At 42.8% G+C, this 23,385-nt stretch carries 24 protein-coding genes and 1 riboswitch; of the genes, 6 read left to right on the top strand and 18 right to left on the bottom strand.

What is annotated here, in order from left to right:
* Genes gspE through gspC form a run of 3 tightly spaced genes read right to left on the bottom strand, consistent with a single transcriptional unit; the run spans position 1 to position 4,623 of the window.
* A complete protein-coding gene (gene gspE / locus OHT75_RS07575; protein ID WP_264725885.1) occupies positions 1-1,554 on the bottom strand; it encodes a type II secretion system ATPase GspE in 1,554 nt (517 codons plus the stop codon).
* Complete coding sequence (gene gspD, locus OHT75_RS07570) at positions 1,547-3,682, bottom strand: type II secretion system secretin GspD (protein WP_264725884.1); 2,136 nt, start codon at positions 3,680-3,682, stop codon at positions 1,547-1,549. Before gspD ends, gspE begins: the two co-directional genes overlap by 8 nt.
* Before the next feature lie 26 nt (positions 3,683-3,708).
* Positions 3,709-4,623, bottom strand: coding sequence for a type II secretion system protein GspC (gspC, locus tag OHT75_RS07565; protein ID WP_264725883.1), 915 nt, complete (start codon positions 4,621-4,623; stop codon positions 3,709-3,711).
* A 253-nt stretch (positions 4,624-4,876) separates the two neighbouring features.
* Between gspC and hslR the strand changes: the two genes are divergently transcribed.
* The 4 genes from hslR to OHT75_RS07545 all read left to right on the top strand — a co-directional run bounded on the left by hslR (position 4,877) and on the right by OHT75_RS07545 (position 10,020).
* On the top strand, positions 4,877-5,275 hold the full coding sequence (gene hslR / locus OHT75_RS07560; protein WP_264725882.1) for a ribosome-associated heat shock protein Hsp15: 399 nt from the start codon (positions 4,877-4,879) through the stop codon (positions 5,273-5,275).
* A gap of 44 nt (positions 5,276-5,319) precedes the next feature.
* On the top strand, positions 5,320-6,180 hold the full coding sequence (gene hslO / locus OHT75_RS07555; protein WP_264725881.1) for an Hsp33 family molecular chaperone HslO: 861 nt from the start codon (positions 5,320-5,322) through the stop codon (positions 6,178-6,180).
* Between the two features lie 240 nt (positions 6,181-6,420).
* Positions 6,421-7,983: a phosphoenolpyruvate carboxykinase gene (locus OHT75_RS07550; protein ID WP_264725908.1), complete on the top strand. Its 1,563-nt coding sequence runs from the start codon at positions 6,421-6,423 to the stop codon at positions 7,981-7,983.
* A gap of 207 nt (positions 7,984-8,190) precedes the next feature.
* Positions 8,191-10,020 (top strand): M14 family metallopeptidase, encoded by a 1,830-nt coding sequence (locus OHT75_RS07545; RefSeq protein ID WP_264725880.1) that lies wholly within the window; start codon positions 8,191-8,193, stop codon positions 10,018-10,020.
* Between the two features lie 303 nt (positions 10,021-10,323).
* Here the strand turns inward: OHT75_RS07545 and OHT75_RS07540 are convergent, their stop codons facing one another.
* Together OHT75_RS07540 and OHT75_RS07535 are read right to left on the bottom strand one after the other, a co-directional pair.
* The gene (locus OHT75_RS07540) at positions 10,324-11,214 is read right to left on the bottom strand and encodes a substrate-binding periplasmic protein (protein ID WP_264725879.1); all 891 of its coding nucleotides are present in this window, start codon (positions 11,212-11,214) and stop codon (positions 10,324-10,326) included.
* A 133-nt stretch (positions 11,215-11,347) separates the two neighbouring features.
* The gene (locus OHT75_RS07535) at positions 11,348-11,623 is read right to left on the bottom strand and encodes a GIY-YIG nuclease family protein (protein WP_264725878.1); all 276 of its coding nucleotides are present in this window, start codon (positions 11,621-11,623) and stop codon (positions 11,348-11,350) included.
* Between the two features lie 116 nt (positions 11,624-11,739).
* Between OHT75_RS07535 and moeA the strand changes: the two genes are divergently transcribed.
* Both moeA and moeB read left to right on the top strand, forming a co-directional pair.
* Positions 11,740-12,993, top strand: coding sequence for a molybdopterin molybdotransferase MoeA (gene moeA / locus OHT75_RS07530; protein ID WP_264725877.1), 1,254 nt, complete (start codon positions 11,740-11,742; stop codon positions 12,991-12,993).
* An 8-nt stretch (positions 12,994-13,001) separates the two neighbouring features.
* Positions 13,002-13,787, top strand: a complete 786-nt coding sequence (gene moeB / locus OHT75_RS07525; protein ID WP_264725876.1) for a molybdopterin-synthase adenylyltransferase MoeB — start codon at positions 13,002-13,004, stop codon at positions 13,785-13,787.
* Here moeB and OHT75_RS07520 read toward each other — a convergent pair.
* The 13 genes from OHT75_RS07520 to moaA all read right to left on the bottom strand — a co-directional run bounded on the left by OHT75_RS07520 (position 13,784) and on the right by moaA (position 23,155).
* A complete protein-coding gene (locus OHT75_RS07520) occupies positions 13,784-13,975 on the bottom strand; it encodes a DUF2986 domain-containing protein (RefSeq protein WP_264725875.1) in 192 nt (63 codons plus the stop codon). The genes moeB and OHT75_RS07520 overlap by 4 nt on opposite strands.
* 117 nt (positions 13,976-14,092) lie before the next feature.
* Positions 14,093-14,260: a YqaE/Pmp3 family membrane protein gene (locus tag OHT75_RS07515; RefSeq protein WP_261299560.1), complete on the bottom strand. Its 168-nt coding sequence runs from the start codon at positions 14,258-14,260 to the stop codon at positions 14,093-14,095.
* A gap of 561 nt (positions 14,261-14,821) precedes the next feature.
* Positions 14,822-15,490: a TIGR01621 family pseudouridine synthase gene (locus tag OHT75_RS07510; RefSeq protein ID WP_406681991.1), complete on the bottom strand. Its 669-nt coding sequence runs from the start codon at positions 15,488-15,490 to the stop codon at positions 14,822-14,824.
* A gap of 31 nt (positions 15,491-15,521) precedes the next feature.
* Entirely contained in the window at positions 15,522-16,763 is a 1,242-nt protein-coding gene (locus OHT75_RS07505; RefSeq protein ID WP_406681990.1) for a sensor histidine kinase, read from the bottom strand.
* 67 nt (positions 16,764-16,830) lie between these two features.
* Entirely contained in the window at positions 16,831-17,508 is a 678-nt protein-coding gene (locus tag OHT75_RS07500; RefSeq protein ID WP_264725906.1) for a response regulator transcription factor, read from the bottom strand.
* A 14-nt stretch (positions 17,509-17,522) separates the two neighbouring features.
* Positions 17,523-18,044 (bottom strand): hypothetical protein, encoded by a 522-nt coding sequence (locus OHT75_RS07495; protein ID WP_264725873.1) that lies wholly within the window; start codon positions 18,042-18,044, stop codon positions 17,523-17,525.
* 158 nt (positions 18,045-18,202) lie between these two features.
* Entirely contained in the window at positions 18,203-19,309 is a 1,107-nt protein-coding gene (locus OHT75_RS07490) for an ABC transporter ATP-binding protein (protein WP_264725872.1), read from the bottom strand.
* The gene (gene modB, locus OHT75_RS07485; protein ID WP_264725871.1) at positions 19,290-19,970 is read right to left on the bottom strand and encodes a molybdate ABC transporter permease subunit; all 681 of its coding nucleotides are present in this window, start codon (positions 19,968-19,970) and stop codon (positions 19,290-19,292) included. Before modB ends, OHT75_RS07490 begins: the two co-directional genes overlap by 20 nt.
* 1 nt (position 19,971) lies before the next feature.
* On the bottom strand, positions 19,972-20,772 hold the full coding sequence (gene modA / locus OHT75_RS07480) for a molybdate ABC transporter substrate-binding protein (protein WP_264725905.1): 801 nt from the start codon (positions 20,770-20,772) through the stop codon (positions 19,972-19,974).
* A 105-nt stretch (positions 20,773-20,877) separates the two neighbouring features.
* Positions 20,878-21,336 (bottom strand): molybdopterin synthase catalytic subunit MoaE, encoded by a 459-nt coding sequence (moaE, locus tag OHT75_RS07475; RefSeq protein ID WP_264725870.1) that lies wholly within the window; start codon positions 21,334-21,336, stop codon positions 20,878-20,880.
* A gap of 5 nt (positions 21,337-21,341) precedes the next feature.
* Positions 21,342-21,590, bottom strand: coding sequence for a molybdopterin synthase sulfur carrier subunit (gene moaD / locus OHT75_RS07470; RefSeq protein ID WP_264725869.1), 249 nt, complete (start codon positions 21,588-21,590; stop codon positions 21,342-21,344).
* Positions 21,591-21,664: 74 nt separating this feature from the next.
* Positions 21,665-22,141 (bottom strand): cyclic pyranopterin monophosphate synthase MoaC, encoded by a 477-nt coding sequence (moaC, locus tag OHT75_RS07465; RefSeq protein ID WP_264725868.1) that lies wholly within the window; start codon positions 22,139-22,141, stop codon positions 21,665-21,667.
* Positions 22,142-22,174: 33 nt separating this feature from the next.
* Entirely contained in the window at positions 22,175-23,155 is a 981-nt protein-coding gene (gene moaA / locus OHT75_RS07460; RefSeq protein ID WP_264725867.1) for a GTP 3',8-cyclase MoaA, read from the bottom strand.
* A riboswitch (molybdenum cofactor riboswitch) is annotated at positions 23,143-23,276 on the bottom strand. (Overlaps the previous gene by 13 nt.)
* Positions 23,277-23,385: the final 109 nt, after the last annotated feature.

The raw sequence follows: 23,385 nt of genomic DNA, 5'->3' as shown, positions 1-23,385 counted from the left end.
TTATTCCTCGCGAGTCACACGTAGCACTTCTTCAAGCGTAGTGACGCCTGCAAGCACTTTACTCATTCCATCGTGACGAATACTGGGGATCGCCTTGCGCACATATTTTTCAATTGCTAACTCACCGCGACCACCGTGTATCAGCTCACGTACATTGTCATCAACCACCAGCAATTCATGAATACCAGTACGACCACGATAACCATTTTCGCCACAGGATTTACAGCCTTTAGCACGATAGATCACTCGTGAGTCATTGGCAGTAATCCCTAATAACTCGCGCTCACGATCGTCAGGATCATGGGCTTCTTTACATTTGGGACAAAGTGTACGAATAAGTCGTTGTGCTAATACCCCTAATAAACTCGAAGACACTAAGAAAGGTTCAACACCCATATCTTGTAAACGCGTGATTGCCCCTGATGCAGTGTTGGTATGTAAAGTAGATATCACTAAATGGCCCGTTAATGAGGCTTGGACGGCAATTTGAGCGGTTTCTAAATCACGTATTTCACCAATCATCACCACATCTGGATCTTGACGTAATATTGCGCGCAACCCTCTGGCGAATGTCATATCCACTTTGGTATTGACTTGGGTTTGCCCAATACCCTCAAGTTCATATTCAATCGGATCTTCAACCGTTAAAATATTGGTATCTTTAGAGTTAATCTCAGTTAAGCCCGCGTATAATGTGGTACTTTTACCTGAACCTGTTGGCCCGGTCACCAAAATGATGCCGTGGGGTTTACGAATAAGTTGATCGAAGGTTTCACGAATGCTTGGCGTCATGCCTAATTGCTGTAAATCTAGGTTACCGGTATTTTTATCCAGTAAACGCATTACCACGCGCTCACCATGGCTTGATGGCATGGTTGATACCCGCACATCCACCGCTCGACCTGCGATACGCAACGAAATGCGGCCATCCTGCGGCACACGCTTTTCAGCGATATCGAGACGCGCCATTACTTTGATACGAGATACCAATAAAGAGGATAATTTACGATTCGGCTTTAATACTTCTTTTAATACACCGTCGATTCGAAAACGCACAATAAGCTGTTTCTCATAGGTTTCGACGTGAATATCTGAAGCTTCTTCTTTGATGGCTTCTGATAATAAAGCGTTAATCAATTTAATGATTGGCGCATCATCGTCACCTTCTAACAAGTCTTCTGTTTGCGGTAATTCTTCAGCAAGGGTGAATAAATCCATTTCATTGCCGATGTCTTCCATCAACTGCTGCGCTTCAGATGAGTTAGCTTGGTACGCTTTTGTCAGCTTGGCTTCAAAAGCGGTCTTTTCCAGCTTAAACAAAGGTAAGTCTTTACCTGTGTAACGACGAACTTCAAGCATAGCTTCAATTGGCGTTGCTTCTGTATAAAACAACGATAATTGATCCTCTTCTTGGGCGAGCACTAATTGAAAACGATGCGCGAACGTAAATGGCAGTCGCTCTTTGCTGTTAGAGCGAAACACCTCATCGCCTTCCACTTCTAGCGCTAACTCTTGCGAAGCTTGCACGAGTGGGTCAATTGTACTATCAGTCATCGGCACGCTCACTGTCATTGACGTCGGGCTGCTTGTTATCGCTGATACGCTTTAAAGTAGAGTCTGTTTGGCGCATTTTGGTTTCTAAGCCATCACCACTCTTGTAGCGTTCAAGTACTTCGTTTACTTCATCTGGTAAGTAAGCTTCTTGATCCCACTCTTCCAATACTGGCACTTGAGAATTAGGCATTAAATTAATCCCTCTTTCTTGTTGATCAAGTTGTAGCGCTCTGAAGTAGTTATACTTGCGACCAGCAATACCTTCCATCGTAATGCCATCGCGAATAATAGTCGGCTTAATAAAGATCATTAAGTTCTTCTTTTTCTTACCGCTAGAAGATGACTTAAATAGATGGCCGATGACGGGAATATCACCTAAAAATGGCACTTTTTGGATACTTTCTTGGACTTCTTCGTTAATCAATCCGCCTAACACTACGATTTGCCCAGAATCAGCCATTACCGTGGTGGTTAAACGACGCGTTGCAAAGGTAACGTCAACGCCGGTTTTACCATTGATACCAGACACCTCTTGCTCAATGGTTAACTTAACTGAACTGCCCTCGTTAATTTGTGGCACAACTTTCAGTTTGACGCCCACTTCTTTACGTTCAACGGTTTGGAATGGGTTAGAGTTACCATTACTTGAGTTTTGGCTACCCGTTAAAATGGGGACTTCATCCCCCACAATAAATGACGCTTCTTGGTTATCAAGAGTAGTTATCGAAGGTGTCGCTAAAACGTTTGAATTTGTGTCGCTTGATACCGCTTGGATCAAAGCACCAAAATCGCCCATGGCAACACCCCATGCCATGCCATTTACTTTGCCTAACGCTTGCGCCAGTAAAGTGATATCGCCCGGAGTATCTGGGTTATCGGTACAGGTTTGATTATCACCAGCACCGCTACAGGTTTGCGATGCTTTTTTATCGCGAGCATTCCATACACCCGCACCGATTTCACCAATTGTTGGGCCTAAATTGTTAAACTGAGTCCCCCCTCCCGCTTCAGTAGCCCATTGAATACCAAAACCAACATCATCACCTTCTGCAACTTCAACAATAATCGCTTCTACGAGTACTTGGGCACGACGAATATCTAACTGACTAATCACATTTTCAATCGTACGTAATTGGTCAGGTTCAGCACTAATTACCAGTGCGTTGGTATCGGGGTGAGCCATGATATTAATTTCGTTGCGACGCTTATTACCACCTTGTTGCTGCGCACCGTCTTTGTCATTTTGCAGGTTTTGGGCAAATCCAGTTAATACCTCAACCAAATCTTCAGCTTTGGCATAACGTAAATACCGCACCTTAGTGTTTCCGGTATTAGCTTGCTCAGCATCAAGACGCTTGATTAGCTCAACAACGCGTTGGCGACTTTTTTCATCACCACTGACAACCACAGCATTGATGCGTTCATCGGCAACCACTTTGGGTGCCTGACCGGGTAATTGTGCCTGATTGGCACTTGAACGATAAAGGGTGTCAATAATACGAACTATTTCGCCCGCTGAAGCAAACTCTAAGGAAACAACCTGTACCGCAGTATCACCTTGTTTATCAACGCGGCGGACAATATCAACCAGCTTGTTCACAACAGCGGCACGGCCGGAAATCATTAACACGTTTGATGGGTCGTAGTTTACAACGTTACCGCCACCGGCATTATCGTTTAACTGGCGTAACAGTGGAGCCAGTTGTTTCGCTTCGGTGTTATACAGCGCGACAATACGCGTTACCATTTCATCACCTAATCCAGGAGATGAGTCATCAGCCACTCTAATCGCAGCGGTTTTAGCGTCTTTGTCTTTAATGACCTTAATGACCTGGTTTTCCATTTCAACCACGGCGTAACCATAAACTTGAAGTACATTCAAAAAGAATTGGTAGTACTGTTCATCATTCAATAAATCATAACTACGGACGTTAATTTTGCCGCGCACGGTGGGATCAACAATGATGGTTTTATTGAGGTTTTTACCCACAATATTGATAAATTCTTGAATGTCTGTGCCTTTAAAATTAGCAGCATATTGTTCCGACCAAGCACCATGAGAAGCAAGCATTGCAGCACCCGCTAGCATACCTGCAAAAATCTTGTGTCGAAGTCCTTTATTATTCATTCTTCTTATTCCCCTAATGCCACTACTTATTCTGGCAAACTAAACATGATTTCGACCAATTGCCCTTCGCGTTCAACCATAACTGACATTTCGGTTAACTCTGGCAATTGCGCCATCACTTCTAAGGCTTGACCCATATCGGTCAAATCAAATCCATTAATAGATTTCGCCAAATCACTTGGTTGAAAACCCGCCTGCTTAAACAGTGCGGCATCTTTACCTGGATTCAAACGATACCCTGCCACTTCTCCGTCTTTTTGTACTGGTGAAATAGCGATAAAATCGGTAATTTTACTCGGATCTGCCAGCAATTCAGCGCGCGAGTTAGCCAGCTCGTCTGAAAATTCACTATTACGGCGGTCCACTTTTTGCACATTACGTTGATTAGTTTTGGCTTGTTGAAGCTGCTGGTTCACTTCGCTTTGGGTTGTGTACTTTAAGCCATCCAACATTAAGGTTTCATAACGCCCACCGTTGGTAATAATAATCCGGTCAGCGTAAACCTCTTTGAGCGACGCCGAAGTGCCTTTAATTTTATCACCCAGACTATATGTTTCTTGATTGCCACTAGATTCAATAATCGCCAAACCGTTTTGTTCCGCCGTAGAGGCAACCACACCCGTTAGCTGGATAGATAAGTTGGTTTTAGGGGCATCAGTAATTTGTTCAACGACTTCAACTTTTGGCTTGCTGCCAGCGGCATCAACTTTACCGAATAACAGTAAATCGCGCACAGCATCAAGCTCCACTCGCTTAGCGACGGAAGATGATATGGGAGATGGTTGCCAGGTAGCCTGGTTATCAGACGTCGGCATTAACTTCCATGTGATTTGCGCTGCAAGCAGCAACGCAACAATCAGACCCGCCCAAAAAACGACATTACTCATCTGTTTATGAGGAATAACAGCCGCTTTGGCGATCAGTTTATCTAATAAATCCATAGTCTTGTGGACCCTCTATACCTTTACGGTACAGGCCTCTGTTTATGTTGTTAATTTAGCAATAGCTACTCATGCTAACCTACACTGCAATAAGCAACAAGCCCAGAGCAGATCAATTGGCGAAATACAGCAAAATATGCTAACTTTGCGCGCCTGAAAAGGCTGTGAGGGGTGCCTCTTTTTACAATGATACTTTATCGACATGACGGTAAAATGACTCAGCTTGTGAACTCTGTCCTGTTTTGGGGGTACTTTGAAAATCGATAATCCAGATAAAACCTCAGTGCGACTTGATAAATGGCTGTGGGCAGCCCGTTTTTACAAGACTCGTGCCTTAGCCAAAGACATGATTAATAGCGGCAAAGTGCATTATAACGGCCAGCGCAGTAAATCCAGTAAAAATGCCGAACTGGGGGCGAAAATTCGCATACGCCAAGGGCATGATGATCGTGAAGTGATCATTACCAAATTATCAGAGCAACGCCAAAATGCAGCGATAGCGCAAACACTTTACCAAGAAACCGAACAAAGCATCACTAAGCGTGAATTTAATGCTGAAGCCAGACGGTTAAATATATTAAATAATCCGGCGCCAGATCATAAGCCGGATAAGAAACAACGCAGACAACTTTTGCGTTTTAAAGACTTATAGAATTCATCGATGAATCAACCATCGATTTAGAGAAGAGATACCTTATGACTCACGATATATTACATCGCTATTTGTTTGATGACGCAGACGTCCGTGGTGAAATCGTTCAACTTCAAGACTGTTATCAACAAGTATTATCTGCTCATGATTACCCATTAGCAGTGCAACACTTATTAGGTGAATTAATGGCTGCCACGTCACTACTCACCGCCACCATCAAATTTACTGGCGACATTAGCGTGCAATTACAAGGTGATGGTCCAGTATCCCTTGCAGTAATCAACGGAAACAACAAACAAGTCCTGCGCGGCGTTTCACGTTGGGATGGTGATATTGCTGATGATGCCAGTTTACAGCAGATGCTAGGCAAAGGTTACATGGTGATCACACTGACACCAGATGAAGGTGAGCGCTACCAAGGGATAGTGTCATTAGAGCACCCAAACCTGGCCGCTTGTTTAGAAGAATATTTTAATCAATCTGAGCAGTTACCGACTCAAATTCAATTATTTGCCAACGGAAAACAAGCTGCAGGCATGTTATTACAAGTGTTACCGTCTAAATCAGCCCAAAATGAAGATTACGAGCATTTATCAACCCTAACGGCCACGATTAAAGCCGAAGAGTTATTTACCTTAGAAGCTGAGCAAGTGCTGCACCGCCTTTATCACCAAGAGCAAGTGCGGTTATTTGAACCCGTTGACGTCACCTTTAAGTGCAGTTGTTCACGTGAGCGCAGTGCCGCAGCTATCCGCACCATTTCCCAGGCCGAAGTGGAACAGATTTTAGCGGAAGAAGGCAAAATAGAAATGGGCTGCGAATATTGCTCTGCCCTATATACCTTTGATGGCATCGACATCGCCTCTATTTATGCTATCAGCCCAAGCAACGATACCGCTCAATAACGAAAATGTCTCACTACCCTGTAAGGGTTTCACCAAAAAAGGCGCTTAACGCGCCTTTTTTGTCTTTGTTCGCAACAAAAAACAGATAAACCTGAAAAACTTTCAAAAAAATTACCAAACTGTTCGTTACCCAGCCCTTAACATAAGTTACAATCGAGTTACTGAACGACATACAGGCTTGCCCAACAATAATAGTCTTTCAGAAAACCTCTTTTTGAAGCTTTAGAGCGAAAACGACCTATAAACTTGGAGATTTACACTATGGCGGATGTATCAAACCGCGTTCACCTTAATCCGACAACAGCTCAACTTGTAGAAATTGCGCTTCTTCGTGGAGAAGGTCAACTTACCGCAAACGGTGCATTAGTGGCAAAAACGGGCGAAAGAACAGGACGTTCCCCGAATGATCGTTTTATTGTTAAAGAATCAGGCTCAGAAAGTGAAATCGAATGGGGTAATGTAAACCGCCCATTCGATGCTGGAAAATTTGATGCATTATGGGGCCGTGTTGAAGCTTACTTAGCAGACAAAGAGATATTTATGTCTGAACTAGAAGTTGGCGCTGATGATGACCATTATTTACCAATAAAGGTCACCACTGAATATGCATGGCACCAGATTTTTGCACGTAATTTATTCATTACGCCAGAAACCTTCAACCGTGGCAACAAAGATGTTTGGCAAATAATTAACGCCCCAGGGTTTGTGTGTGTACCTGAGCGTGATGGCACCCATTCTGAAGCAACGGTAATTCTGAATTTTGCAGAACGTAAAGTATTGTTAGCAGGCCTTAAATACGCAGGTGAAATGAAAAAGTCGATGTTCTCAGTGCAGAACTTCCTTTTACCTGCCAAAGGCGTGTTACCCATGCATTGCTCGGCAAACGTTGGACATGATGGTGATACCACATTATTCTTCGGTTTATCGGGTACCGGTAAAACCACCTTATCAGCCGATCCAAAACGTTTCTTAATTGGTGATGATGAACATGGCTGGGCACCAGGTGGCGTATTTAATATTGAAGGCGGCTGTTACGCCAAATGTATCGATTTAAGTCAAAAGAACGAACCTGTAATTTGGGATGCGATTCGTTTTGGTACTGTGCTTGAAAACGTGGTGTTAAATGCCGAGCGCGTTCCTGATTACACCGACACAAGCTTAACCGAAAACAGCCGAGCAGCTTATCCACTTGAGCATATCGCCCAACGCAAAGAAGAAAACCGTGGTGCCGAGCCTAACTCTGTGGTGTTCTTAACCTGTGACGTTTCAGGTGTCTTACCACCCGTGTCGATACTCAATAAAGAACAAGCTGCCTACCACTTCTTATCAGGTTATACCGCGAAAGTCGGATCAACTGAAATGGGCTCAACTGCTGCAATTCAATCGACTTTCTCTACCTGTTTTGGTGCTCCATTCTTCCCTCGTCCAGCTGGGGTATATGCTGAGTTATTAATGAAGCGTATTGAGTCTTTTGGTAGCCGTGTTTACTTAGTGAACACAGGTTGGACTGGTGGCCCCCATGGCGTAGGTAAGCGTTTTGATATTCCAACCACTCGTGCAATTGTTGATGCTATTGTGAGCGGCGAATTGAAAGATGTTGAAACTGTGCATATTGATAAGTTGAACTTAGATGTCCCTGTGGCTGTATCTGGCGTTGATAGTAAATTACTTAATCCAGTAAACACTTGGGCAGATAAAGCGGAATACAACAAATACGCCCAACAAATTGCACAAGAATTTGCGGCAAACTTTGTAAAATACGATGTATCAGACGCGATTAAAAATGCAGGCCCTAAAGCTTAACTCCCCTTGCTTTAAGGCAACATGTTAACCGTTTGAAAGCCCTAACTTTGTTGGGGCTTTTTTTATGTGGTTGATTTTACCAACCTAACTCATCACCTTGTTTGTAACAAGTCTTTAAATCCGCTTCTTTCGATACAAAACATTGCTATTATGAGTCATTCATTACCCCGATTAACTCGACCTTATAATAATATTAAGAGAGCCATCATGCGTCTAATCGCTTTATCTACCTGTATGACTTCAATCATATTTTCGACAGCGAGTTTTGCTCAATCACCCACACCACCTCAATTTATCAACGACGCGATTTTGCCACCCATTCATGCTTGGCAAGGTAAAAGTGAAACCTTGCTAGTAAGCCATGATCACCCTTGGGTGACACCATTTGAACAACAAGGATACGTCACAAGCCCTGATTATACGCAAACCATGCAATGGCTTGATAAACTGGTTAATAGTAGTGCAAAATTACAAAAAGTGAGCCTTGGCAAAAGCCCGCAAGGTCGAGATATTTGGATGATTATCGCCTCTAAGGAGGGTGCGGGTTCAGCGCAACAACTCAGTAAAAATAACAAAGCAACGGTGCTGGTTCAGGCAGGGATCCATTCAGGTGAAATCGATGGCAAAGATGCAGGGATGATGTTATTACGTGACATGGCTTTCGGGACTAAACAGTCATTACTCGATAACGTGAATTTCCTTTTTATCCCCATATTATCGGTTGATGCCCATGAGCGTAGCACTGAATACAACCGAGTAAATCAGCGGGGGCCGGTCAATATGGGCTGGCGAACCACAGCAACAAACCTTAATTTGAACCGTGATTATGCCAAAGCTGATGCGCCAGAAATGCAGCACCTCATTAAAGCCATAAATCAGTGGCAGCCCGACTTATACATTGATGTACATGTTACCGACGGCATTGATTATCAATACGATGTCACCTTTGGCTATAACGTGAAACAAGGTTACAGCCCAAGTATTTTTCAGTGGCTTGAAAAAACCTATCGCCCGCAGGTGGAGTCGGCGCTAACGGCGAATGATCATATTCCTGCAAAACTGATTTTTGCCAACGACAATACCGATATGAGCCAAGGTGTTTCGTATTGGAACCCTAGCCCGCGTTACTCAAACGGTTATGGTGATGCGCGTCATTTGCCGACAATTCTGATAGAAAATCACAGTTTAAAACCCTTCAAACAACGTGTTTTAGGGACTTATGTCATGCTAGAACAAACACTGAAAACAGTTGCAAACCATGCCGATACATTAACAGCAGCAATCAAACAAGATCAGCAAGGTTTATCACCACAAATAACATTAACTTGGCAAAACGAACCTCAACCCAATTGGGATTTTAAAGGTATCGATTACCGTATCGAAAAAAGTGATATTAGCGGCGCAGATGTGGTGCGTTGGAACGGACAACCAAAATTATATGCCGATTTACCGGTAATCGGTAACACCAAAGCCGGTATTCAGGTACAACGCCCACAGGCCTATTACATTCCTGCGCAATGGACAGCGGTTATTGATAAATTAACCCTTCATGGAATTGAGATAACGACCCTCAATAAACCACTCAATATTCGCGCAGAACAATATCGATTTACAGAGCCTCAATTTGCAGAGGCCGATTATGAGAGTCGCCAAACTGTCACCGCTAAACAGAATGCTAGCGTAATAGATGCGAGCGTGCCTGCAGGCACAGTTAAAGTCAGCACCGCACAACCTTTAGGCGATTTAGCGATATTGTTACTTGAGCCACAAGCGGAAGACTCTTTATTTTATTGGGGCTTTTTCAATACTATTTTCACGCGTACTGAGTACATTGAAGATTATGCCGTTGAACCATTAGCAGTAAAAATGCTGGCCGAAAACCCAAGCCTAAAAGCAGAATTTGAATTGGCGTTACAAGATAAACATTTTGCAAAAGACAGCAAAGCTAGATTACGTTGGTTTTATGAGCGTAGCCCATACTATGACGCACAATACCAAGTTTATCCCGTACTTAGAGAAATAAGCTTAGAGAAATAAGCTTAGAGAAATAAGCTTAGAGAAATAAACTAGCCTATCAGCAACTGAATATTGGAATATTTCTTAAAATGGTCACAGTCAAAAAGTGATCAGAAATAGCCAAGAAAAATACACGATAACGTGCAGATTTTTATGGGAAGTCGTTATTCTACAATCTAAAAGTTTAGCGCCGTTATCGAGTATTTTTACCCACAAAAATGAGCCCTGATTGATTAGGATGAGAACCACATCAATTTACATACTATTTTTGTCACAGCTTACTTTAGTTGGCATTTTAGGTGGAATAAATATCAGTCAACGAATTTATTGAGTTTGATTGCTATTCTCCACAACAGGAATACGCCACCATAATTGAGGATTATTGGTTGGTGTAGTGGCAGGTAATTGCGGGTTTACTAACTCAAATATACGGGAATGACTTAACCGTTCGAGCGGAAAAGCATCTTTGGTAATCGGATGTTTTTTAATAAATAATGCAAACTCGCCACGATTAATTAACTGAGTTAGTCCGCGCTGAATACGCTTCTGTAATTGGCGATTGTCCTTCTTCACAAAGAAATACATAGGTAATGGATAACGCAATAATATCTTTTCAAATGCCATAAACTCCGCATTTGTAGATGCACTGAGTTCGGCGTAAACCTCATTTAATCCTCTTGGAAAATAATCACAGCGATCTTGTTTGAGCATGGAATACATTAAATTAAAACTGATAATACGCTCCACAACGTAGCCATTAAACTCTAAGATGTCAGAATCAGGCCATTGAGAACCTTGGCATGCTTTCAGTTTTTTAAGTTGTTCAGGGGTATTAATTAATTCAAATGAGGCTAAGTTCTCCTTTTTGATTACTGGCACACGAATCCCTAATAATCCAGCGGTTAATGGAATGGGGATTGCGCCGTAGTTTTTTTCTCTCTCGATATTCGTTCCAGCCCAAAACACATCCAACATATCGGCGTTTAGTAATTGTAAGCCTCGAGATTGCGACATATTAAGATCAAGATTAACAATAGTTACACTGCCATACTCTTCTTCGGTTTCAGCCATAACAGCTGTCAGCAAATCTTGGTAAAATGAGTGGCTAACATTGTCGGTAGATTGAGAAGCTTCAATACGAATAACATCCTGCGCTTGGGCGCCCAACGCCAGCACAAATAGCCCAATTGCAGCCAATAACCTGAGTAATCCCATATGCAGCTCTACCTTAAAGAAGTATTGGTATAGTGTACTGATTAAATTTTATGCTTTAAACGTATATTGGTACTTATATTACTGAGTCTTAATAATAAAGATTAGCTTTGCAGGGGATTTAAACGGCTAACTTTCATTCGCCCTTAGCTATTAAACTGTGTTTTTTATCCCTTGAAAGCTTTTTGATAAAAATTTCTCGCTTAGTGGCAGAACTTCGACACGGTAATGATTCTTGGTAAACCAACAGCAATGGCCCCTTTCCTTTTAAATATTTCGCAGCTTTTGCACCGCTAGCTTGATGTTCTGCAAAACGGCGAGCAACGTCTGTAGTGATCCCAGTATAAAAATGCCCATTGGCACATTGAATGATGTACAAAAACCAGGGTTTTGCTGATTTATTTTGTGGCATAGGTTATAAAAATCTTAAGTTAGATCATAAAACACAGCAATTATCATGGCATACTAACCCACAATTTTATCTTCTCACCTTTAAGTGAAAATAACTGGCTTATAAAGGAATTTCTGATGATATCAACTCAAGACCCTTGTGCTCAACCTACGTTATTGCATCCCGATGACGCTATTCTTCAATTACTTGCCCAAGTTGATGCCACAAATGATTCTGAAGTTGTTGATTTAAATCATGCTATTGGCCGCGTTCTGGCAGAAGATCTTACTTCTGGAATAGACCTTCCGCCGTTTGATAACTCAGCAATGGATGGGTATGCATTCCGATTTGAAGATTTACATACCCAAGCACAAGAAACTAGATTCACGCTAGTCGGAAGCTCATTTGCAGGCCACCCCTTTAGTGGCGAAGCAAAAAAGAATACCTGTATTCGTATTATGACTGGCGCGCCAGTGCCTGCTGGATACGACACGGTGCAAATGCAAGAAAAGTGCACCGCAGATGGCGATATTATTTGCATTGTTCATCCAGCCAGAAAAGGTGCCAATGTGCGAGCCAGAGGCGAAGAACTCAGCGCGGGCACCAAAGTATTATTCAAAGGCGCTCAAATTAGAGCGGCTGAAATGGGCGTTATCGCTACCATAGGCCTTAGCCAAATCAAGGTTGCGCGTAAGATTAAAGTGGCTTTTTTCTCTACCGGTGATGAGCTTCGCCCTGTCGGTACAGAACTCGCTCCAGGGCAAATTTACGACTCAAACCGTTATTCTATCCAAGGTCTAATGGCCAAAGCGAATGTCGAGTGGATTGACCTCGGGGTAATTAGCGATGATAAAGAAGCCATCAGAGCGGCATTTAAGGAGGCGGCATCGATAGCAGACATGGTCATTACTTCAGGGGGCGTGTCGGTGGGCGATGCCGACTACACCAAGCAAATTTTATCTGAAGAAGGTCAAATTACCTTTTGGAAACTGGCGATAAAACCCGGTAAACCCTTTGCGTTTGGTAAATTAGGTAAAGCAGTATTTTGTGGTTTGCCTGGAAATCCGGTGTCGTCGATGGTGACTTTCTATAAATTAGTGTGGCCTATTCTTAACAAAATGCAGGGTTTACCGCATAAGACAGCCATCACTTACCAAGCCAAATTAACAACCCCCATCCGCAAACAGCCTGGCCGAGTAGAATACCAACGGGGTGTGCTGACACAAAATACCCAGGGTGAACTTGAGGTAGCAGTGACCGGAGGCCAAGGTTCTGGGATGTTAACCTCGATGAGCATCGCTAATTGCTTTATCAATCTTGCGCAATTCCAAGCTGATGTAGAAGTAGGCACTATGGTCAATGTTGAACCTTTTAACAGCGTTTTAAGCTAGGAGTCAATATGAGTCAAGCCAGCGATGCTCAACCGACTGACGAGCTACTTTCAGATAACGAAATGTTACGTTATAGCCGTCAGATATCAATAAAAGCCATGGATATCGACGGACAGGAGCAGTTGAAACTGGCAAAAGTGTTGATCATAGGCGCAGGAGGCTTAGGCTGTGCAGCTAGCCAGTACCTTGCAGTAGCGGGTGTAGGGGAGATGACGCTGGTTGATTTTGATACGGTTGAGTTGTCCAATTTACAACGTCAGGTATTGCATCAGGACGCCAATATTGGTCAGGCTAAAGTCGACTCAGCTAAGCAAACACTGAGTCAGCTTAATCCACTGATTACTATCAATACGATCAATGCACTACTTGATGAAGACCAAATAGATACGCTGGTCGCGCAACATAGCTTGATATTAGATTGCACCGATAACGTGTTAATCCGTGAACAACTCAATCAAAGCTGCTTTAAGCACCACAAACCGTTTATTTCTGCCGCGGCAATTAGAATGGAGGGCACGGTCACGGTATTTGATTATCAACCTCATAGCCCTTGTTATCATTGCTACAGCCAGCTTTTTGGTGAGCAACAATTAACTTGCGTTGAATCCGGCATTCTAGCCCCTGTGGTTGGCTTAGTAGGCTGTATTCAAGCCACAGAAGCCATAAAGGTCATCACGGGAATGGGGCAAAGCCTTTCAGGGCGCATTCTGATGATTGATGCAATGACCATGGAGTTTCGAGAAATGAAGCTAACAAAACAGCCTAAATGCTCAGTCTGTAGCCAAACAAACTAATCGACTTTCATTGGTGAACTTGCTGTGTTCGTTGGTTCGCTTGAAGGTAAATCTTCTACCGCAGCGGCTTCAAGTAATGCTCGCTCCGCTTTAGATATATATTGAGGTTTATTGCCTGTCAGTAACTTTTTATTGGCTTTTTTAGCTTTTGCTTTCAGCGTTTGGTTGATCTTCTTTTTACGATTCATATTCAGTCAGTTCAAATTGCAATAAATCATTATAGCATTTGAACACAGGAGCATTCATCAAGATTGCTGCTTGAACTTTAATGATGACTTCCGTTCAAGCAGCCAAACACCGTCTTTCTATTCTTGAATCACAACCCATATTGCATGGATTAAACCTGGTACAAAAAAGAAAATACACAATAAGATATTGATCAGTAAGTCTTTGCCAGCACCTTTTTTAAGGAACACCGCCACTGGGGGAAGTAAAATCGCAATAATGATTAACAATAATTTGTTTGTGTCCATATTCTGTCACATCCTAATTTAACAAATTGATACAAGTCATTAGCTTACACACGAAAATCAGGATTAGCCAATACAAAAACTATCTTATCGTTTCAAAACCAACTCATCTGTAAAACCGATCATAAAAAGATGCAGCTTTATAACTTAATACCAAATAATCCTATGGTGTTTATTTTACCGTTTTGGCGTGGTTGACGTTTATCCAAAGAAGCTACTGACGCCTCCAATTCGCATTGCGTTTAAGTCAGCCGGTGAATTAATTAACCTCAACTCGGGTTAAAAGATGGGCTCAATAAGCACAATTCAACAAATTGAGCTTATTTTATAGCAAACTTGTCATTTGTTTTGAAAACAAGCCGTATTAACACGTCAATAGCTGGCCTATTGCACGTTAATGAAACGCAGATGTCATGGCAAATAGCTGTTTTGTAAGTGTTTACCTCCCAGAACTGAGGTTAATTAACACCACAGCACAATACAACAAATTCATCTAGGCATATGCCAACTTGCAAGGTAACAGGCAAGTTTATCCCGCAAAGTGAGCGCATGATTTGATAAGATTTACGGCTTTTGGGGCCAATCTAATTGGTCAGGTAAAGACCAGTTATCTTGAATACATTGCTGCATGGTCTCGGCTAAAAAGTAAGCCCCTTCATCCGGCAATTGAGTAAACTGATACTCTTTCCCTAAGTAACAAAAATTCAATTGATAGGCATGTAAATAACACCGGTCACTGGTTTGTTTACCATATAAGTTATCACCTAATATTGGTACGCCAATACTGGCTAGTGCCACTCTTAATTGATGGGTTTTACCACTAAAAGGTTTCAACAAATAAGCCCTGATCCCCGAGCCTATCGATTGCGAAAAAAAATGGGTTATTGCGGGGTTTTCTTTGCTACGCAGCAATTTATACATACTGCGACGTGATTTCGCCATATCGCCAATAATCCACCCTTGCTTTTTTTTCGGCTTGCCCATCGCAATGGCCAAATAATATTTTTGTACCTGATGGGCGGTGAACATTTGGGTAAAGCGATTAGCCGCTTCAGATGTCTTTGCCAAAATAAGTAACCCTGAAGTCGGCGTGTCTAGTCGATGCACTGCAAATAATTTAACCCCAAGATCGATTTCAACCTGCGCAACCACTCCCGCGGTGTTATCTTGGCTATGAAAATGCACATTGGCTGCTTTATTAATAATAATAAAATCACCCTGGTGACTCACAATTTTGTAGGTACTGGTCAATGCACTTTTTCACTTATTTGAAGTGGATGCTCACAAGCAAACCGGGATGATTATCAGTTAATTCAATACTGGCCTGATGACGAGATAAAATAGCTTTCACCATAGAGAGCCCTAACCCTGTACCTTTATAGTGCCGACTTGGATCGAGGCGAACCAAGCGCTCAAACACCCTTTCTTTATCTTCATCAGCAATACCGGGACCATTATCAGCAATTTTAATGCATTTATTATTTTGCTCGATATGAATATTGGCGCCTTCTGGCGAATATTTAATGGCGTTATCCACTAAATTAAACAGCGCCTGAAACAGCAGATATTTATCACCCTGAATAACAGCGTCTTGTTTTAAATCAATAGTAAATGATTGATCTTTAGCTTCAGCAATCACATCTGCCATTTCAAACAAATCTTGGCAAATCTCTTGTAAATGAATAGGCTGTAAGTCCAGTAACTGCTGACCTTCTTCAATACGTGTTAATGACAGCATGGCATCAAAGGTGGCCAAACAATCATCTAGCTCTTCCAATAATTCGGCACGTGCTTCTTCTAATTCCACTTGAGGCTTTTCGGATAACTGCTCAATACCAATCCGTAAATGCGACAATGGGGTACGTAAATCATGGGCAATATTATCGGTTACGCCACGAACGGCACGTAGATTTTGCTCTAACGTATCAAGAACGCGGTTAAATTGCTGCGCCAACATATCAAATTCATCTTGCTGACGACTAACAGGTAGACGAGTGTTGTAATGCCCCGCCTCAATTTGCTCGCTTAATTGGTTGTATTGTACCAAACGACGTAAAATGGCTTTCGAAAAAATGTATCCCAAAGCTAAGGTTAACCCTAGCGTAAATGCCACAGCCCAAAATGCAGCACTAACAAATTTTTCAATTAACATGGCTAATTGATCGGTTCGAGTTGCAATCAAAACAGGACCATAATTGGTCATGGCCAATCCGCCGGTCAAGATGTGCAATTTATCTGGGCCACCCGTGAAGATAGGAAACTCTCTGGTTTCAGGTAAAAGCGGCATATTATCAGGCAAAAACGTTAATGCCCCGACCATGTCTACACTGTTTTTCCAGGCAATTAAGGCAGTTTTAGGATCTGATGCTTGTATTTGCGCAGCAAAGCTGCGTCGATTGACCGTCAACGCAAGCTGTTGATATCGCTGCATCTCAGCTGAAAGATGCGCATCCACTTGATTTTCCTGCTCAATAATCAGTTGTCTATACAAGCTAGATATGAGCATAACAATCAAAATCGTCACCAATGTTGAGAAGATTAACGTGATACGCCAAGCACTGCTTTGGTAAGGCTTAATGCCCTTTGCAAAGACGATATCCAGCACCCCTTACGGTTTCAATTAACTCACCATGACCCAACTCTTCAAACTTGCGACGTAATTTTGCGATATGCACATCAATCACATTGGTACGCGGATCAAAGTGATAGTCCCAAACGGCTTCAAACAACAATGTGCGGCTGATAACCTGATTTGGATGCTCCATTAAAAACTTAAGTAACTGAAACTCTTTTGGTTGCAACATCAACTCTTTACCGTCTAAGGTCACATTGCGAGTTAATAGCTCCATTTTCAGCCCACCGACTTCAATGTCCGTGTTAGCGGGTTCAACAACATTACGCTGAGCCAGTTTTTCTGCCCTGACCAGTAACTCAGCAAATGCAAATGGCTTGGTCATGTAATCATCGCCACCAGCACGTAAACCTTTGACTCTTTCATCTACGTGGCTTAAGGCCGATAAAATCAAAACCGGTGTTTTATTTCCGCTCGTACGTAGTGCAGAAAGCAAAGTTAAGCCATCAAGTTTTGGTAACATGCGGTCCAAAACAATCAAGTCATATTGATTGTGTTTCGCCAGTGTTAGCCCTTCTTGGCCATCGGTTGCACTATCAACACTATACTGCTGCGCGGTAAATCCTTCAGCCACATATTTCAATGTTGTGGCATCATCTTCAACGATCAAAATACGCATAGTCATAGTCGCAATTAATCCCATTTAAGTAGTGGTAATGGACGGAGATTCTCAATATCAAAAGCAATCACTTTTTTAGCTTCATTACTGAGCATTTGTAGTTCTAAATAACTTATTGATAGGTCGTGGTCTAAATCAGCCTGAAGTAAAAAACCATTTTGATTTTGAATGGCCAAACTGACTAAAGACGAAAAAGAAATATTTTTTTCACGCATCAGGCTAACAGCGTGTAATTGTTCAATGTTGTTACCCTCGTATGGCTGACTGGTTTCATCCAGTAGAGCACCATCTAAAGCGCTGTATTCAAATTGATAAAGGCGTTTTGAATCGGTATTAATGGCTGACAATAGGTAAACTAATTGTTCATTATCGACATCAAGACCAAAACCGCACAGGGTTCCCTGTTCTTGTTGCTCCCATTGCTCCATAACTGATATTGGCGTTAATAAGCCTTCTTGGGATACTAATGATTGTATCGATGGTGCGGCCATAGATACCAATGGAAACAAGCACAGCGCAACAAGCAACCGAACCATTTTAAGCCTCAAATGTAAAAGAATGCGTACTGTTATACTTTACCTAAGTCCCACTCAAGACCCAAGAAAGTTAAGATTAATAATTGATCATACAATCTCACAAGCAGCAAATTATTAGGAATGATACTCATGTAGTGATGTGATGAGGCGAGCTAAAATTAAGCTTGTAAAATATGAATTTGGTCAGACTTCAATGCCAAGGTTGTTTTTTGACCTTGTTGTAATGCTAATTTATGACAAAGATGCAGTGGAATATCAGCATTAATGACCTGTTCGACGCCTGCTATTCGCGCAATCACTCGCACCATCTCGCCCATCACTAATAAAGATTCAATTTCAACATCCAGCTTATTAATGCTTTTGCATAATCGACCACTGGTGATAGCGTTAAATCGAATCCCTTGATTAGGAATAACCCAGCGGATCTGTTGCCCAACAGACATCTTAGGGGCATTTTCTGTCGCTATTTGATTATGCCCAAACGTCAGCCATGTCATTTCCCGCCCCTCTTCTTGGGAAACAACCGTAGCATCAAATATATTACGTAACCCCATTTGTCTGGCAACCGCTTCATTTCGAGGGTGAGACATCACTTCAAAAGGTCGACCTTGCTGTAACATTTGTCCCTGACTGATTAAAATCATCCGATCTGCGAGTAATTGTGCTTCATGAATATCATGGGTCACCATGATCACGGGGATAGCTAATTGGGATTTTAATCTCGCCAGTTCAATGTATAACCGTTCGCGAGTTTCTCTGTCTACCGCAGAGAATGGCTCATCAAGCAGTAACACCGATGGTTCACGCGCCAACGCCCTTGCTAAAGCCACTCGTTGCCGTTGTCCACCAGACAAGTGTGCAGGCAACCTGTCGGGTAAACCATCAAGATTAACTCTTTCCAGCCATGCTAAAGCGCGCTGCTTACGCTGCGATTTAGGCACATGATCTAATCCCGCCATCACATTTTGCATCGCAGTTAAATGCGGAAACAAACCAAAATGCTGTGGCACGTAACCAATATGACGCTGCTGTGGGGTTTGATGAATTTTTTGCTGACTATCAAACCAGACATGGTCGCCATAAGTGACTTTGCCTGATTGCGGCCGACTTAACCCAGCAATCATTCGCAGCAAGGTAGTTTTACCGCCACCAGAGGGGCCAACAACCGCCAGCATTTCACCGGCTTTACAATGAAAATGTGCCTCTAAGGGGATCGGCGATAACTGTGAAAAATCACACTTCAGATCAGCGACTTGAGTGACCAAGATGGCCTCCTAGTCGCCTAGAAAGGCTCGTTGTCAACGCCAATGCACTGATGGCAAACAATAGCAGCACTAACGACATGGTACCTGCACCATCAAAATCAAACGCTTGCACACTGTCGTAAATAGCAATTGAGATTGTTTTGGTTTCGCCAGCAATATTGCCACCTAGCATCAACACTACGCCAAACTCACCAAGTACATGGGAAAAACACAAAACCAACGCCGTTAACACCCCAGGCCAAACCATAGGGAGTTCAACTTTAAAAAACAGGGTAAAGCGGCTCATACCGCAACATGCTGCGGCATCCCGAACATCTTTAGGAATGGTTTCAAAGGCGCGTTGAATAGGCTGCACCGCAAAAGGAATATTAACCAGAATAGATGCGATAACTAAACCTGAAAAGTGAAATACCAGTTGCTGCCCTGTAAGCTGTTCAACCCATTGCCCTAGCCAACTTTGATTCCCCATCCCCACTAACAGGTAATAACCTACCACCGTAGGTGGCAGCACTAACGGCACCATAATCAGCGCTTCAACCCAAGACTTGCCTTTAAACTGGCGATAAGCCAATGCCCTGCCGACAATCAGTGCCAACGGGATCAGTAACAATACCGTCACGCTACTGAGTTTTACCGATAACCACATAGCCTGCCAATCCATATTATTGACTCCCTTCAGGCGCTGATAATTGGTGGTTTATCTCAGGGGGCTGAGTCGATTCGGGCACATGAAAACCGAATTTAATCAAGATGGCCTGTGCAGCAGGAGTTTGTATGTAATGGTAAAATGCAACCGCCGTGTTAGAGGCTTGTTTCATTAACACCATCCGTTGTTTGATTGGCTGATAAAGTGTGTCATCAATGGCGGCATACCGGCCCATTCGTTCAAAGTTTGGAGTTAACACCAATGACAAAGGGACAATACCGCCTTCAGTCGAACCGCTAACTGCAAACTGTGCCGCTTGTGAGGCATTTTCGCCCAGAATAATATAAGGCTCAACCGCCTGCCACAAACCTTGTTTGTCTAATACCTGCTGTGCCCGTTCACCATAGGGAGCATGGGCTGGGTTGGCGATAGCAAAACGCTTTAGCTTACCGGATTCAATTAATGCCCTTACCCCAAGCAACTGGCTATCCAACGCTAATGGCGAATTTTTTGCTGCTGCAATAGCTAAACGCCCCATCGCATAAATCTGACCTTCGTCTTGGGTGAACCCTGCTTCAACTAATTGATTAGGATAAAATTCATCTGCACTCAGTAATAATTCAAATGGTGCACCATGTTGAATTTGCGAAACAAAATTGCCCGATGAACCATAGCTCAAACGTACTGACATTCCCGTATCTTGAGTGAACTGGGCGGCAATATCATCCATAGCAAACTTAACGTTGGCCGCAACAGCAATAGGGGGATTTGAAGAGGAAAAAGCAAAGTGAGGCTGCATCAAGCAGCCGGTAAACATCAATAATATGGCTATTTTGGCGCTGATTTGAATTAACGATTTCGCATAAGCTAATTTTTGCACAAAAAAACCATCAACCCTATCAGATAAAGGCATCATACAAGGTTACGGTTGCCACATTTTGGCAGCTTGTTCATCACTGTCACGGGCATCAACCCAGTGGCTGCCGCTATCGCCCGCTTCTAGCTTCCAAAATGGCGCTTTGGTTTTCAAAAAGTCGATCAAAAACTCGCATGCGGCAAATGCCGCTTTACGATGGGCGCTGGTTACACCAATAAACACGATTTGCTCACCTAAAGCCATGGTCCCTACACGGTGAATAATGGTGACATTATTCAATGGCCAGCGGGCATGGGCTTGCTCGGTAATTTGCTGCAGTACCGCTTCTGTCATACCAGGATAGTGCTCTAAGGTTAAATCAGTGACTGGATTACCATCATTAAAGTCACGCACTTTACCCACAAAGTTAACCACAGCACCGTCACTGTTATCACTTGCAAGCAGGGCATATTCTTCAGCAACATTAAAATCTGCCGTTTGTACACGTATGTTTGCCGCTTTCATTACCATTAACCTCCCGTAACTGGAGGGAAAAATGCCACTTCGTCACCGTCAGCCACTGCAGAATCCCAATGACTCATCGTTTGATTAACCGCGACCAATAACTTGTCAGAAGCCATAACCTTAGCCCATTTGTCATCTTGAGCGGCTAATGCTGCTCTTAAGGATTCAGTCGTGGTGATATCTTGTGCTGGAAATGCAAGTTTAGCCGTGCCCAATAATTCACGAACCTGAGCAAAAAATAATACTTGGATCATAGGGGTCTCTTTACTGTGTAAAAACGAGATTAATACAATTTTGCCGAGTCTTTCATTACAACTCAACCATCACACTATGCCTTGAAATGACCTGATTTACCGCCACGCTTTTCTAACAATCTCACCTGTGAGATCAGCATATCTTTTTGCACGGCTTTACACATGTCATAAATCGTCAACGCGGCAACTGACGCAGCAGTTAACGCTTCCATTTCAACACCCGTCTTACCTGACAATTTACATAAACTATTAATGCGAACACGGTTAAATTCAGGCTCTGCCACTAAATCAACTTCCACTTTGGTTAACATCAATGGATGACACAAGGGAATAAGATCAGAGGTTTTTTTTGCCGCTTGAATACCTGCAATGCGCGCTGTGGCAAACACATCACCTTTATGGTGACTACCACTCATGATCATTTCAAGGGTTGCGGGAGCCATTTCAATAAATGCTTCAGCGCGTGCTTCACGTTCGGTAACCGCTTTTTCAGTGACATCGACCATATGGGCATTGCCATCAGCATTAATGTGGGTAAATGCATTGCTCATGAATTAAAGCCTTTATATTTGAGAGAAATAAAACTAACCACCAATAGATGCAAGATGCTGAGTGACACCCGTGATCCCTTGATGTAAATAATGGGTTTGTTCTTTTTGGGCCAATTGACTATGTAAGCGTGCAATTAACTCTGGACGTTGATCGGCATGCTGCAATAAGTCACGCAAATTTAAACCATTTTCAGTAAACAAACATAAGTGCAGTTTACCTTTAGCAGATACCCGTAGGCGATTACAGCTGGCGCAAAAGTCTTTTGCGTAAGGCATAATCAGGCCAATACGGCCTTGGTAATCAGGTCGGCTAAAGTTTTGTGCAGGGCCGTCATCAACACGGGGCTTATCATGCAACCAACCTTCAGCCATCAATCGCGCTTTAATATCCGCGCCCGCTAAATGGTGCGCTTTAAAATAATCATGGCCTAAGCCCGTCTCCATTAACTCAATAAAACGCAAATCAATGGGTGTGTGTTTTATCCAGTGTAGAAAACGCGGTAAATCTTTACTGTTTAGATCTTTCAATAATACCGCATTGACTTTAACCCGCTCAAATCCCGCCTCTAAAGCGGCATCAATACCACGCATGACTTCATCAAACTTATTTTCACCCGTGATTTGATAGAACATTCGCGGATCTAAACTGTCAACCGACACATTAATGCGCCTTAAACCTGCGTCGTACCAAGTTCTCGCGTTTTTCTCTAAACGATAACCATTGGTTGTTGTCGCCACGGTATGGATATTAGGATTATCAGCAACAATGCGCACTATGTCGGTAAAGTCTTTACGCAGCGTGGGCTCGCCACCGGTAATACGAATTTTTTGGGTACCGACTTCGCCGAAGGCCGCCACCAGATGTTCAATTTCTGATAACGTCAAAAAGCTTGGCTTACCATCGGGACGATAGCCATCAGGCAAACAATAGGTGCATTTGAAATTACACACGTCAGTGACTGACATGCGCAAATAGTGAAATTTTCGACCAAAACTGTCTTGTAATTGGGACATGTTAACCTTTCCAAGTGTGGGAGGTGAGTGCATTTCTTTGCCCACCCCGGTGGCATTATTACCACGGCTAAATACCCATATCTGGTGACGTAGGATAAAAAGCTCGGAGAACCGTCAACCTTGATTATAGGCCTAAAACTGAACTGACAAGTAGTCATTTTATTGAATTTGTCCATAATGAAGACAAGTTCTACAGTGAATTGTGACTCGGCTCACGATGATCAAATCGA

Source organism: Shewanella subflava (assembly GCF_025971955.1).
GTDB lineage: Bacteria > Pseudomonadota > Gammaproteobacteria > Enterobacterales > Shewanellaceae > Shewanella > Shewanella subflava.
Note: the sequence above shows the minus strand (reverse complement) of the source record. Positions and strands in the feature narration are given on the sequence as shown.